A 13,657-nucleotide genomic window follows, 5' to 3' on the forward strand; every position below is an offset into this window, starting at 1 on the left:
CCGGCGGCCGCCCCGCGACGGGGGGCGGCCGCCGGCGCGGACGCCTGGCGTGTCCCGCCGGGAGATGCCATGATCCGGCCACGGAACCCGCGCGAGGGGACAAGTCGTGATCATCCAGCGCGCCAGGCCCGACATGCTGCTCATCAACGAGTTCGACTTCGACGCGGACGGCGCCGCCGCCCGCCTGTTCCAGGACAACTACCTGTCGGTGGGGCAGGGCGGCGCGCGGCCGACCACCTACCGGTATCGGTTCACGGCCCCCAGCAACACCGGCATCGCCTCCGGGTTCGACCTCAACAACAACGGCGACGTGGTGACCACCCCGGGCGCGGCCGGGTACGGCGACGACGCGTTCGGCTTCAGGGCCTTCCCCGGGCAGTTCGGCATGGTGGTCTACGCCCGGCATCCGATCGACGTGCGCGGCGTCCGGACGTTCCAGAAGTTCCGGTGGAAGGACATGCCGGGCGCGGCCCTGCCCGGCGACCCGGCGACCCCGGCGCCCGGCGTGGCGTTCGTGATCGCCGGTGACCAGAACGCCGACCCGGACGACGGCGACAGCTACCAGGGCGCGATCCACCAGTTGCTCGACCATCCCAGGATCGACTCCCGCCGGGCACCGTCCAGCCCCGGCGCGGTGGAGGCCGCCGCGACGCAGGGCGGCGCGAACAGCGGCCACACCGGCGACCCGAAATACGACACGGCCGACTTCGCCGACACGGCCCCCGGCAACCTCCGCGCCGACTACGTGCTGCCGTCCGAACGCCTGAGGACGGCGGGCGGTGGCGTGTTCTGGCCGGTGTCCGCCGACCCGCTGTCCCGCCTGACGGGGGTGTTCCCGTTCCCCAGTTCGGACCACCGCCTCGTCTGGCTGGACACCAGGCCGTAGGCGCCGCCGGCCACTGAGACGACGGCGTCCCGCCCGATCGTGAGATCGGACGGGACGCCGTTGACCACGCCGCTGTTGGTCCGGCGCTGTATTCGCGAGCGTCAGTGCGACGCGTACCAGTAGTAGAACGAGCTCCCCGCGCGGACGGCGCCGTCGGACTCCGCCCGCACCTTCGTGCCGTAGACGCTGTTGAGATTCCCCGTGGCGTAGTCATAGCTGAACCTCTGCCCGTTGCCCCACGCGCAGGTGCTGGTCCAGACGGCGTTGAGCCCGGAGGCGTTGTCGGTGGCCAGGCAGCGACCCGTGGCCCTGTTCATGAGCTGGGGGGAGGGTTCGCCGTTGCTGTCGTGGATCCAGTCCCACTGCTGGTGCGGGCCACCGTTGCAAGCGGTGGCGAAGGCCACCTGAGTGTCCCCAGCCGTGAGGCACGTCCCGTAACCGCTTCCCTTGAACGTCCACCAGACGGCTGCCTCGGCCCCATCGGGGTCGGCGTGGGCCGGAGACGCGGCCAGAGCCGAAGCGGCGGCGACGCTCACGAGGCCGAGCGAAACAGTCAGAACACGCTTGCGAAGTGCATCAATGATCATGGGGCGCAGTATCACGATCAAGATCAAACTTTGGGCATACGCGTACAAATGCGCAGGTAACACGGGCGTGAAAAGATCATGAAGCTCGCAGTCGACTTCGGCGAGTCGCCGGGCACGCGTGGGTGCCGAAGGCCCGCGGGAAGTCGTTCCAGTCGCCGGCGAGGGTCGAGCCGGCCGCCTTCCCGGGGCGCTCCTCCATCGTGCCGGCGAACGTCTGGGTTTGGCCGCCGACCCGACCACCGTCACGGTGGCTCGCCGCGGAAATGAGGTTCCGGTCGCTGGGACGGGATTTTCGGGGTGGCTTAATTGTCATTCGCGGGCCCGTGAAAAAGCATTTGACGGGGTCGGAGGCGTGGCCGGGGAAACGGACCGGCGGAAAATCGGTGTCGTACGCTGGACCGGATTTCTTAAACTCTCGATTCGTGGACATCTCCCCTCTCCTCCAGCATTTCCGGACGCACGACACCCCGCTGGTTCTCTCCCGGGGCGGCGATCTGGCGTGGGACGACGCGGAGCTCCACCGGAGCGCCGGCGACATCGAGGGATACGCGCTGCTCGCGCTGGTTCCCGGGGTGCTCCCATGGCAGCGCGCCCGAGTGCTGCTGCGGACGCTGGCCGACTCCCAGGACGGCCTCGACGACCGGACCCGCGCCATCCTGGCAAAGACGACCAAGGCGCTCATGTTCGGCCTGCCGCCCGCGCACGTCATCACCGTGCTGCTGGCCCTGCGGCGGCTGCGCGCCAACCACAAGCACGTCACACGGGCCGTGCTCGCCTTCGTGCTGGAGCACCCGGACGCCGGCGAGCTCATCGAGGCCCGGCGTCCCGCGCTGGCCGACTGCTTCGAGCACGCACTCGGAAAGGCGACCGCGCGGGCGTGCGCCCGGCTCATCGCCGAGGGCGACACCGGCTCCGGATACCTGCGCCGGTCCCTGCTGCGGTTCACCTCCGACCCGGCCACGGCGATCGAGTGGGTACGCGCCCTGTACGCGCCCGGCACGCACGGAGCGGTCGCCCCGCAGGAGCCGCCCGCGCCGCTGGACCCGGTCGGGGAGCACACGCCGATCGTGACGCCGACCAACCGGGGCGACATCGCCGCGACGCTGGTGCACCTCTACCGGGGCGGACCGGCCGCCGAGCTGCGCCCTGCCCTGGCCGGCTACGTGGCCGAGGCGACGCGCGGGCTGCCGCGCCTGCCCGGAAATGTGGCCATGGTGCTGGACACGTCCGGATCCATGCGGGGGTACGGCGAGCGCGAGTGGGCGGTCATGTCCCAGGCCGTCGCGCTCCGGCTGGTGCTGGACCAGGTCTGCGACCGGCTCACGGTCATCGAGACCGGGAACGACGCCGCCGCCCCGGGCCCGGCGGTCGGAGCCGGCACGCACGGACCGGATGCGGTGGCTGGAGCCGTCGCCGGCGAGCCGCGCCCTGCCGGGGCGACCGATCTGGCGAGCGGGCTGCTCGACGCGCTGGAAGGCCGTCCGGACCTGGTGGTCGTCGTCACCGACGGTTACGAGAACCTGCTGCCGGGCGATCTCGCCAGGGCCGTGGCCAGCCTGCCGCGTGCCGGGATCACCACGCCGGTGGTGCTGTGCCAGGCGACGTTCACCCGGGGTGACGACCTGGCCCTGCGCGACCCCGCGCCCGCCCTGCCGCACCAGCCGTTCTGGCACCAGGACGACTTCGCCGGGCTGCTGCCGTGGACGTTCGCCCACTGCGCGCCGGGCCACGACTGGATCAAGGCCGCGATGCTCACCCGCCTGGAAGGAGGACGCACATGACGCACACGACCGGACACGAGAGGCACAGGACCGGACTCGACACGCACGCCGCTGACACGCACATGGCCGGGCTGGACGCGCTTATGCCCGTCCCGCTCGACCTCGACGGCCTCGACGGTTACCGCGTGGGCCCGCCCCAGCGCGCCGGAGCGCTGACCATGGTGCCCGTGTGGGGGCCGTCGCGGCCCGGCATCGTGCCGCCCCGCTCCGGGCTGAAGCTACGGCGGGTCGTCGGGTACGGCCAGGTGGAGCTGCACAACGGCGCCCCCGAGGGGGTGGCGATCGTGCCGCTGCACATCGGCTACATACAGGACGCCGCCCAGAACCACGCCCTGTGCTCCTCGGCGCTGGTGGCCGCCGGGCAGACCAGGCGCTTCGACGACGCCTGCTGCGTCCAGGCCGGCCAGGGCGGTTACCTGGAGGGCCGTGACCAGTGGTTCTTCGTGCTGCCGGTGGAGCTGCGCGGCAAGGCGACGCGGCTGCGCGGGCGCCGGGACTACGCCAAGCTGTGGCCGGACATCAGCGAGCTCAACCGCGCGTACGGCCTGCCGTCCCGTGGCCACCTGGAGCAGATCCTGACGCGCAAGCGGGCCACGCTGACCCAGTTCCGGAGCCGGTTGGAGCTGATGCCGGGGCAGCTCGGGGCGCTGTTCTTCGTCCGCGACAGGTTCGCCGGGCTGGAGTTGGCGCCCGACCCGGGCTACTTCGCCGAGATGTGGATGGCCCTGGTCTGCTTCGCGTACGGGGTCGCCGCCTGGCAGGCCGAGCCCCAGCCGGCCGAGGCGGAGCCGTACGAGGTGACGAGCCTGGCCGGGCTGCGGGCCGAGCTGGCGCGCGACCGGGAGGCGTGGGTGGAGCGGGTGGCCTCCTGGCTACCGGTCCCGGACGGCGAGGCGCGCATGGTCGAGGAGGAGCGCTACCTGGACCTGCGGCTGTCCACGGTCACCGCCGGCCGGCTCGCCGGGCAGGTGGTCACCGAGCACGACAGGCTGGTCTACGCCTCGGTCTTCGCCGAGCATTGAGCCGGTCGCGACCGGTTGTCCGATTCATTGGGCTTAAACCGGTTGCGACCGCCTCTGGCCGGGCGGTTGAATGATCAATGCGGGAACTGAGCCGGGCATGGTGGGCGAAAACCCTCATTCCACATAAGGGAAATGGTTGGCTAACGACCCAGAAGCGTCCACCGAGGCGCCGGCCGCCTGTCCCGCACCAGCACGACCAATGCGAAATCGGGCTCTATACGCTGATATTTCGGCCTTTACAAGATCTTGTAAGTCAAATAAAAGCAGTGTTTCCTCTTGCGGAGATGCGCGCAACCCTGCGCATCCCAGGCACGCAGGAGGGAAATCGTGTCGAAGTCCTGGTTACGCAGCTCTCTCATCGCCACCGCTGTGGTCGCGGTGGCTCTTCCCCTCACGGCGGGGATGGCCCAAGGCGAACCCGGTGGGCAGTCCCCGGCGATCCACGACTTCCAGGCGGAGATCCACGGCAAGCCGGACGTGGACAACCGCCAGGGCCGGGTGCCGCCGCCCGCCGGCGCCAACGCGCGCCGGGCGGGCCCCGCGGCCGACATCCGCTGGAACGCTCTCGGCACCCCGGCCTCCGTCTCCAGCGCCGAACCGCTGGCCGACGGCCTCGGCTCCGACCCCGAACAGGCGGCCCGCGCCTACCTCAAGGCCAACGAGGCCGTCTTCGGCCTGCCGGCGGCGGCCGTCGACGCGCTGGAGAAGGTCGCGATCAACCCCATCGGCGCGGGTCACGCGGTCATGCTGCGCCAGCGGTTCGGTGACCTGCCGGCGGGCGTGGACGGCCTGGTCGTCGTCGGCGTCGTGAACGGCCAGGTCAGACATGTCACGTCCTCGTTGTCCCGGGCCACCCAGGCGCCCCCGGCCGCCTCGATCACCGCGGAGCAGGCCCTCGGCATCGCCGCCAGGGACGGCGGCATCGACCTGGCCACGGCGGTCACCGAACAGGCCACCCCGGTGGCGGTGCCGGCGCCCGACGGGGTGCACAACGCGTACCAGGTGGTCCTGATCGGCGGCGGGCAGGGCGCGTCGGCGGCGTACACGACGCACGTGGACGCGGTCAGCGGAGCCATCCTGACCCGGGAGAACCTGGTCGACCACCACTTCGACCCGGACAACCCGAGCTGGGAGGCCTTCCCGGCGAACCCACGCGACGACTACTCCTCCCGCGACACCCGCCAGACCTGGTGCTTCGCCAAGGCCCCCGGTTGTGACTACGTGACCGGCGGCGACCCCGGGACGGGCAAAGCCTGGGACGTGAACCACGCCACCGGCACGCCCACCAACACCAGCTCCGGCAACTCGGCCAGGACCGTCGAGAACCGGGCGAACGGCGACCCGTTCTCCGTCGGCACCCGCTCCAACGTGGCCACGCCGAGCCGGGACTACGCCTTCCCGTGGAACAACACCTGGTACGAGGCCAAATGCGACCCGGCGGTCTTCGACCAGCCGGGGGAGGCGGACCTGGAGGCCGCCATGGCCAACCTGAACGCCATGCACAACCGCATGCACGACTGGTCCTACCGGCTGGGCTTCACCGAGACCGCCTGGAACATGCAGGCGGACAACGGCGACCGCGGCGGCCTCGGCAACGACCCCGAGCAGGGCAACGCCCAGGCGGGCGCGCGCGTCCTGTCGGTGCGTGACAACGCCAACCAGATCACCGGGCCGGACGGCGTCGCGCCGATCACGAACATGTACCTGTGGCAGCCGATCGCCGGCTCGTTCTACGCCCCGTGCGTGGACGGCGACTACGACATGTCGGTCATCGGGCACGAGTACACGCACGCGATCTCCGGCCGCATGATCGGCGGCCCGAACGCCGGCTGGAGCGGCGCCCAGGCCGGCGCCATGAACGAGAGCAACTCCGACCTGACGGCGATGGAGTACCTGTTCGAGTACGGGTTCCGCCCCGCCGGCGACACCCCGTACGTCACCGGTGGCTACGTGACCGGCGACAAGTCGCGCGGCATCCGCAACTACGACATGTCCAGGTCCCCGCTGAACTACAGCGACATCGCCTACGACATCGTCGGCGCGCAGGTGCACGCCGACGGTGAGATCTGGTCGGCCACGCAGTTCGACGTGCGCGCGGCCTTCATCAAGCGGTACGGCGACGGCAACGCCAAGCAGCAGAAGGCGTGCGCGGACGGCCAGACCCCGGTCGAGCGGTGCCCGGGCAACCGGCGCTGGGCGCAACTGTCGTTCGACGCGCTGCTGCTGATGGCCTCGGGCGCGGTCAGCTACGTCGACCACCGTGACGCGCTGCTGGCGGCCGACCGGATGCGGTTCGACGGCAAGAACCAGGACATCATGTGGCGCGCGTTCGCCGAGCACGGTCTGGGCGCGGGGGCGGCGAGCAACGGCCCGAACGACGCCGACCCGACGCCGAGCTTCGTCAACCCGCTCGGCAAGAACGGCTCGCTGCAGCTCAAGCCGCTGGGCGAGGCCAAGGGCGCGGCGCTGCGGCTGTATGTGGGCGACTACGAGGCGCGTGCGGTCCCGGTCGCCGACACCGACCCGGCGACGCCACTCGGCGACACGGTGGAGATGACGCCCGGACTGTACGACTTCGTGGTGGCCGGCAACGGGTTCGGGCACAAGCGCCTGGACTTCGTGGTGCTGCCGGGCCTGAAGCTGCCGTTGCCGCTGGCGCTGTCGCGTAACCTCGCCTCGGCGGCGGGCGGCGCGACGGCCACCGGCGACGGCGTCAACCAGGCCAGGCTGATCGACGAGACCGAGACCACGAACTGGGCCTCGCTCACCGGGGCGCCGGCGGGCAAGGCGGTCGTGGTGGACCTGGCGGGCGACAGCCCGGTCAAGGTCGGCAGGGTGCAGGTGAGCTCGATGCTCCGGCCCGGCGTCGGCGACCCGGCCGACCCCGGGACGCAGAACCGCTTCTCCAGCCTCCGCTCCTTCGAGGTGCTGGCCTGCAGCCAGAACTGCACCGCGCCGGAGAACTTCCGGAAGATCTACACCAGCGCGGCGGACGCGTTCAAGTCCGGTCTGCCGCGGCCCCGGGGCGCGGACATGATCTTCAAGTCGTTCGACGTCCGGGACACGAGTGCCACGCACCTGATGCTCCGGGCGCTGACCACCCAGTGCACCGGCAACCCGCTGTACGCCGGTGAGCAGGACAACGACCCGAACTCCGCGACGGACTGCGGCACCGCCAGCCCGCAGCGGGACCACGTGAGGGCGGCCGAGTTCCAGGCCTTCTCGCACTGACCCACCGGCGGCCCGCGCTCCGGTTCTCGTCCGGGGCGCGGGCCGCGCTTGCAGCTAATAGTTAGACGTCGTACTATCTTGCGGTGAATAAACTCCCGGAGAGGGGTGGATTCGGCGACCAAGTAGTTCGACGTCTAACTAGATGTGGAGAGAGACATGCGTACCTTGATTCGCGATGTCCGGGTCTTCGACGGTGAGCGCATCGTGCCCCGCGCCGACGTACTGATCGCCGGCGACCGTATCGGCGAGCCGGATGCCGCCCCGGACGCCCCCGTGGACGTCGAGGTTGACGGCACCGGGAAGACCCTGCTGCCCGGCCTGATCGACGCCCACACGCACGCCTTCGACGGCGACCTGGCCGAGGCGCTGGCGTTCGGCGTCACCACCGAGCTCGACCTGAACAACCTGCCGCCCATCCTGGCCGCCCAGCGCCGCCTGGCGGCCGAGCGCGACGACGTGGCCGACATCCGCAGCTCCAGCATGATCGCCACCGCCCCCCGCGGGCATCCGACGCAGATCATGACGCCGGACGTGCTCCGCGCCCTCGGCACCGACAGCACCCTCGACACGGTCGCGGACGCCGGCGAGGCCAGGGCGTTCGTCGAGGCGCGGCTGGCCGAGGGCGCCGACTACCTGAAGATCGCGATTGACGACGGCGGCGCGTCCGGGACGTCGCTGCCCGCGCTCAGCCCCGCGCTCGCCGCCGTCCTGGTCGAGGCCGGGCACGCCGCCGGGCTGAAGGTCGTCGCGCACACGGTCACCGCCAGGGAGGCGCTCGTCGCGCTCGACGCGGGCGTGGACGGCCTGGCCCACCTCTATTCCGATGTGCCCCCGGAGCGGGCCGCGGAGACGGCGGCGCTGATCGCCGCGTACGGCGCGTTCGTGATCAGCACGATCACCTACATCGAGGCCGTCACCGGCGACCCCGGCGGGGCGGAGCTGCTGCGGGACGCCCGGGTCGCGGCCCGGATGTCGGAGCAGTCGAAGGCCACCTTCACCCGGGAGTTCGCCGGCATCCCCATGTACTCCGACGGGGTGGTCAACGCCTCGCACGCCGCCGTGGCGCTGCTGCGGGCCGGGGTGCCGGTGCTGGCGGGGACCGACGCGACGCCGTTCGGGCCGGTGCACGGGGCCGGGCTGCACCACGAGCTGCTGCTGCTGACCGAGGCCGGGCTGACCGGCGAGGAGGCGCTCGCGGCGGCCACCAGCGCGCCGGCCCGCCACTTCGGCCTGCCCGACCGGGGCAGGATCGCCCCCGGACTGCGCGCCGACCTGCTGCTGGTGGACGGCGACCCGGCCGCGGACATCACCGCCACCCGCGCCATCGCCGGCGTATGGCGCGCGGGAGCACGGCAGGACTAGCCAGGCGCTGGCCGGCGTCACCATCGGCTTCCGCAGGGGATCCATGACCGCGGTCATGGGCCCGTCGGAATCGGGCAAGCCGAACACGGGATCGTGACGCTTGTGACTGTTGATCTCCATGTCTTCGCTGCGGCTGCGGGAAGGTGGCTCGCCTTCAGGTAGTCGAACACCGTCTCGCACATGCGCACCTCTGGAGGTTCTTCGAGGTGGACGGCGCTGGTCATGTTCTCCAGATGCACGACGTCCATGTTGGTCGCGGCGGGAAACCCCGAGGATGTTGAACGACCCCCGTCAGCGCCGCATGCTCTCCAGTTCTAAACGGCAGGACTTGGACCATGAAATTGGCCCTTGATTCGCCTCGGCAAGATGCTCTTTTTGTGGCGGATCGAGCGCCCGCGTTAGGGCCGGGCGGCAGTCCGGTCGACTGGATTGATCGGGTGAGAGCTCCATGAACCAGACTGGAAAACTCAACAGTATTTACGTAGTCTTATGACTACTGTCAGTTAGATGGCGGGTGGGCGGCTCGCCGGTTCGTCCCAACCTTCCGTTAAACCAGATCCGCAAGGAGAGGATGCCTGAATCATGACCCGCATGACGGCTACGCCGTGGGCGCTGCAGTTGGTGACTGACCGGCTGCCGATAGGTCCCCCGCCCGCAGGTTCGCCGCCGAGCACCAGCCGATCATATACAAGACCTTTCGTGGTCTGCCTTCCTCGGAGGATGGCCGGGCAGGAGCCATCTGGACGCAGCGGGTGAATCCTGACACCTTCGACAACACGCTGTCGGTGACAGCGCATCTGTTTCAGGCTGAAATCCCCAAGGTCGCGGATGCGGGGGTGACCGTGGTCGGTGGCCGCCTGTTCGCGAGCAGAATCGAAACTCTGGACGGCGTTCTCGATTGGCGGCGAGGCGACCGGGAGAAGCTGATCCATACCCCGATCGAGGTCCCCGGCCCGGTCGCGGCGGCATTGCGCAGCTATCTAGCTTCATTCGACCTGATATTCGGCTGCTTCGATTTCGCCCTCACGGGCGACGGGGGCGTACCCGAGCACTGGACGTGGATTGAATGCAACCCGAACGGCCAGTGGGGATGGCTGCCCGACGCGCCCGAGATCACCGCAGCATTCGCCGACATCCTGGAGAAGGGAAGTGCGCCGTGACGGCGGGTGACAGCGTTGAAGCCGACGCCGCACGCCTGCGCGCACATCTGGCGGAACTCCTGGCCGAAGATGGCAGACTCAAGGATCCGGCGTGGCGAAAAGCGGTCGAGACGGTGCCTCGTCACCGGTTCATGCCGGGCTTTTATCTGGATGCCATGGAGCGCACTCCGCAGGGACTGACCGTCTGGCACCCGGTCACCGCAGAACGCGACCATGGCAGGTGGTTGGCCGCTGCCTACTCCAACCTCACCCTCATCACCCAATTCGACGGCGAAGAGCCCGACTGGCAACACGCCGTCGAGCGGCATGGCGGGGCTCCAACCTCCTCCTCCACTCTGCCGTCCCTCGTCGTGCGTATGTGGGAGGACGCCGACCTCGCGAAGGAACACACGGTGCTCGAGATCGGTACCGGTACCGGATATTCCACCGCATTGGCTTGCGAACGTCTCGGCTCGGAAGCGGTGACCTCCATCGAAGTGGACCCTCACCTGCTCGACCAGGCGGCCACAACGCTGTACGGCTTGGGCTACACCCCGGATCTGGCGGTCGCGGACGGCCTGTACGGGTATTGGCCCTGCGCTCCCTACGATCGCATCGTGGCCGCGTGCTCCTTCCGCAGCGTCCCCTCCGCCCTGATCGCTCAGACCCGCCCCGGCGGCAAGATCCTGCTCACGTTGAGCGGATGGCTCTACGGTTACGCTCGCGTCCTGCTGACCGTGACAGGCGATGGGACCGCCGAAGGGTCGCTGCTGCCGGGGACCGTCTCGTTCATGTCCGCTCGCGCGCACGCCGCTCCCGCCTTCGGTAACCCCGCGCATTGGGCAAGCACCCTCGCCGAACGGGCGCGGACGGCCCGGCATACCCCTGAACTCATCAACGCCGCAAGCGAGGAGGCGTTCCATCTGCGGTTTCTTGCGCAGTGCGCCGTCCCCAACACTCAGATGCTCACTGTCGATGACGCCACGTACCTCATCGACGTCGTCTCCGGCTCGGCCGCCATCCTCATCCCCGGACGCGAGGGATGGCAGGTACGCCAGCACGGCCCGTTGTTGCTGTGGGATGCCGTCGAGGATGCGATCGACACCTGGCAAAACGGCGGGCGCCCGAACCCAACCGGGTTCGGGCTGACCATAACCAGAGACGGTCAACGGGTCTGGCTCGGTGAGCCCAGCGGGCCGAGTTGGAGCCTACCTGAGCCGGCAGGGCCCGCTCCCAGGACATGAGTCACCAGCCGCCGCGCGGCGTGCAGGGGGGAGTGTCGTGGCGGAGGCCAGTCCGCGTCGGCGATGCCCCGGGTAGGCGCCACGGGTTCGAGCGCGGCCGCCCGATTGTGCTCGTCCAGCCCCGCGCCCCCGCGTCACTCTCGCCGCGCACCGGGCGAAGGGTGCACCCGGCCGGAACCTCGGGCTGCGGCAGCTCACCCAGCCCGCGCCGGAGGTGGATGAAGCACGGCCCCCGGAGTGCTGATATCTCTGATCCGTCAGCTGATCAGCCTGGTCAAAGGGATGATCGGCGTGGCTGAGGCCCGGCCGGTGGGCCGGGCCTCAGGACGTGCTCCGGGCGGAGATCAGTAGATGCGGTACTTGCGGCCGCAGTTGTCGAACTTGCCGCCCCAGCAGGTGAAGGTGTAGACCTTCTTGATCCCGCGGCCGCTCCAGGACCCGGCGGTCTTGCCGTCCCAGGACCGGTTGAACTTGTGCCAGGAGCCGTTCTGGAAATACTCGAACCAGACCCAGCCCTTCTTGCCGCCGCGCTTGTCCACGCCATACCACTTCGTGAAGACCTTGCCGCCGGTCTTCGAGGTCTTGCCGAAGGTGTAGGCCTTGCGGTCGCTGGAGAAGAACTTGCCCCAGCTCCCGGCCGACGACGCGGACGCGGTCGTCGCGGTGGACTGGGTGGCCGCCTGGGCGGACGCGGGGCCGAGGGCCATTCCCGCGAACGCCATCGAACCGGCCATGGCCGCGATCGCCAGAGTCTTACGCATGGTGGGTTCCTCCCCCTCTTCGGTGCTGCCGGGCGGTCCCGGCAGGAAGGACACTACGGAGACGGCAAGCGATCAACCGCGCACAAATCCACACACCGGAAGTGACGGACGACACAACCCCCAGGCGTCAGGAGGCCGCCGCGGGCCGGTCCAGCGGAGGAGCGCCGACCGCGACGCCTTGGCCTGGGCTCCGGCGTCCTGGCCGCACAGCGCGAGCACGGTGTGGCCGGCGAGAACTCCCGCCCCGCCAGCATGATCCGCGGCCATGGTGGCGGTAAGTCCACCGCGTCATCGGCTGGACATGACACGGGTCATCCGGAATCGAAGACTTTCCGGCGGGCGGCCCACGGGGTGCCGTGTATGGGCAGCGCCCCTCGCACGCAGTACCCTTCATAACCGATCGGCCGCCCCCGGAGGAAAGGACACCGCGGATGCCCCACGCGGCGAGGCCCACGGTCACGCTGCACGACGTGGCCGCCGCGGCCGGAGTCTCGGTCTCCACCGCCTCCAGGGTCCTGGGCGGCAGCAGCCGCAAGGTCGCCCCCGAGTACGAGGCCCGCGTGCTGGCGGCGGCGGAGGCCCTGCGCTACACGGTGGACGCCTCGGCCCGGGCGATGCGCCGGGCGAGCGACTCGATCGCGCTCGTCGCCGACGACCTGACGACCGCGTCCATGGGCATGGTGGTGGCCGCGATGGAGCGCGAGGCCCGCACGGCCGGGGCTTTCGTCACGGTCTCGTCCACCATGGGCGTCCCGGACCGGCAACTGGAGACCGTACGCCTGCTGCGGGCGTTGCGCCCGCGCGCGCTCGTGCTCACCTCCAGCCGTTTCATGGCGGACGCGCTCGAAGGCGGGCTGGGCAGGGAGCTCGGCTCGTACGAACGCGAGGGCGGGCGGGTCGTGATCGTCGGCGAGACGGACACGGCTTTCGACTCGATCGGCTTCGACAATTACCGCGCCGGATATTCCGTGGGCGCCTTTGTCGCGGAATCCGGATACCGCCGGGTGGCGATATTCGGCGGCTCCGGAGAACTGCGCAACATGTCCGACCGTGCTGCCGGTTTCGTCGCGGGACTGCAGGCCGGAGGGGTTGACGAGCGGGAGATCAGGACCGTTGACTGCCCGGTCAGCCGGGCCGGCGGATTCGAGGCCGCGGAGCGGCTGGCGGCGGCGGGAATGGACGGCCGGGAGGCGGTGCTCGCGGTCAACGACATCATCGCCATCGGCGCGTTGTCGGGATTTCGGGCCGCCGGTCTGCGCGTTCCCGAGGACGTTTCCGTGACGGGAATCGACGACATACCGCTCGCCGGTGACGTGACGCCGCGGCTGACGACGGTGGCGCTGCCGCTGGCGCACGCCGGGGCGGAGGCGATCCGCTTCGCGCTGGGCGAGGCGAGCGAGGCGGCCGGCACGCCACGGCGGCTGACCCTCGAAGGCAAGCTGATCGTCCGCGAGAGTACCCGCGCCTGACGTCAGGGGCCACCTGCGGTCACCCGCGTCCCACGGCAAGGGCCACCTGCGGTCACCCGCGCCTGACGGCAAGGGCCTACCTCACCGGCCCCTGACGACAGGGGCCGGGGACGCAGGAGGGCGGCAGCCCTGCGCCGGATCCCGTTCACGCTGTTCAAGGCCCAGGTCGCGGTCT

At 70.2% G+C, this 13,657-nt stretch carries 10 protein-coding genes; 8 read left to right on the forward strand and 2 right to left on the reverse strand.

All coding sequences use genetic code 11. The features are described from left to right. Window positions 1–106: 106 nt before the first annotated feature. A complete protein-coding gene (locus ABGB18_RS07160) occupies window positions 107–886 on the forward strand; it encodes an endonuclease/exonuclease/phosphatase family protein (protein WP_347694562.1) in 780 nt (259 codons plus the stop codon). 101 nt (window positions 887–987) lie between these two features. On the opposite strand, the gene ABGB18_RS07165 is transcribed toward ABGB18_RS07160, so the two are convergent. After that, the gene (locus ABGB18_RS07165; protein WP_347694563.1) at window positions 988–1,473 is read right to left on the reverse strand and encodes a hypothetical protein; all 486 of its coding nucleotides are present in this window, start codon (window positions 1,471–1,473) and stop codon (window positions 988–990) included. A gap of 422 nt (window positions 1,474–1,895) precedes the next feature. On the opposite strand from ABGB18_RS07165, the gene ABGB18_RS07170 reads away from it, so the two are divergent. From ABGB18_RS07170 to tgmC, 6 genes are all read left to right on the forward strand, one after another. Then, a complete protein-coding gene (locus tag ABGB18_RS07170; RefSeq protein WP_347694564.1) occupies window positions 1,896–3,254 on the forward strand; it encodes a vWA domain-containing protein in 1,359 nt (452 codons plus the stop codon). Then, on the forward strand, window positions 3,251–4,276 hold the full coding sequence (locus ABGB18_RS07175) for a DUF6569 family protein (RefSeq protein ID WP_347694565.1): 1,026 nt from the start codon (window positions 3,251–3,253) through the stop codon (window positions 4,274–4,276). The genes ABGB18_RS07170 and ABGB18_RS07175 overlap by 4 nt, the downstream gene beginning before the upstream one ends. 327 nt (window positions 4,277–4,603) lie before the next feature. Next, a complete protein-coding gene (locus ABGB18_RS07180) occupies window positions 4,604–7,507 on the forward strand; it encodes a M36 family metallopeptidase (RefSeq protein ID WP_347694566.1) in 2,904 nt (967 codons plus the stop codon). A 156-nt stretch (window positions 7,508–7,663) separates the two neighbouring features. Next, window positions 7,664–8,869, forward strand: a complete 1,206-nt coding sequence (locus ABGB18_RS07185) for an amidohydrolase family protein (RefSeq protein ID WP_347694567.1) — start codon at window positions 7,664–7,666, stop codon at window positions 8,867–8,869. A 752-nt stretch (window positions 8,870–9,621) separates the two neighbouring features. Then, window positions 9,622–10,029 carry a hypothetical protein gene (locus ABGB18_RS07190; RefSeq protein WP_347694568.1) on the forward strand — a complete coding sequence of 136 codons (408 nt, stop codon included), beginning with the start codon at window positions 9,622–9,624 and terminating at the stop codon, window positions 10,027–10,029. Further along, window positions 10,026–11,252, forward strand: coding sequence for an ATP-grasp peptide maturase system methyltransferase (gene tgmC, locus ABGB18_RS07195; protein ID WP_347694569.1), 1,227 nt, complete (start codon window positions 10,026–10,028; stop codon window positions 11,250–11,252). The genes ABGB18_RS07190 and tgmC overlap by 4 nt, the downstream gene beginning before the upstream one ends. Window positions 11,253–11,596: 344 nt before the next feature. Here the strand turns inward: tgmC and ABGB18_RS07200 are convergent, their stop codons facing one another. After that, entirely contained in the window at window positions 11,597–12,013 is a 417-nt protein-coding gene (locus tag ABGB18_RS07200; RefSeq protein ID WP_347694570.1) for a hypothetical protein, read from the reverse strand. Between the two features lie 431 nt (window positions 12,014–12,444). Between ABGB18_RS07200 and ABGB18_RS07205 the strand changes: the two genes are divergently transcribed. Further along, a complete protein-coding gene (locus ABGB18_RS07205) occupies window positions 12,445–13,482 on the forward strand; it encodes a LacI family DNA-binding transcriptional regulator (RefSeq protein ID WP_347694571.1) in 1,038 nt (345 codons plus the stop codon). The last annotated feature ends 175 nt before the right edge of the window (window positions 13,483–13,657 follow it).

It is taken from the genome of Nonomuraea sp. B12E4 (genome assembly GCF_039871825.1).
In the GTDB taxonomy this organism is placed as follows: Bacteria; Actinomycetota; Actinomycetes; order Streptosporangiales; family Streptosporangiaceae; genus Nonomuraea.

Bases quoted from the DNA above. Each gene is read 5' to 3' on its own strand.
- ABGB18_RS07165 (WP_347694563.1), bottom strand. From the start codon at position 1,473: ATGATCATTGATGCACTTCGCAAGCGTGTTCTGACTGTTTCGCTCGGC.
- ABGB18_RS07175 (WP_347694565.1), top strand. From the start codon at position 3,251: ATGACGCACACGACCGGACACGAGAGGCACAGGACCGGACTCGACACG.
- ABGB18_RS07185 (WP_347694567.1), top strand. From the start codon at position 7,664: ATGCGTACCTTGATTCGCGATGTCCGGGTCTTCGACGGTGAGCGCATC.
- ABGB18_RS07200 (WP_347694570.1), bottom strand. From the start codon at position 12,013: ATGCGTAAGACTCTGGCGATCGCGGCCATGGCCGGTTCGATGGCGTTC.
- ABGB18_RS07205 (WP_347694571.1), top strand. From the start codon at position 12,445: ATGCCCCACGCGGCGAGGCCCACGGTCACGCTGCACGACGTGGCCGCC.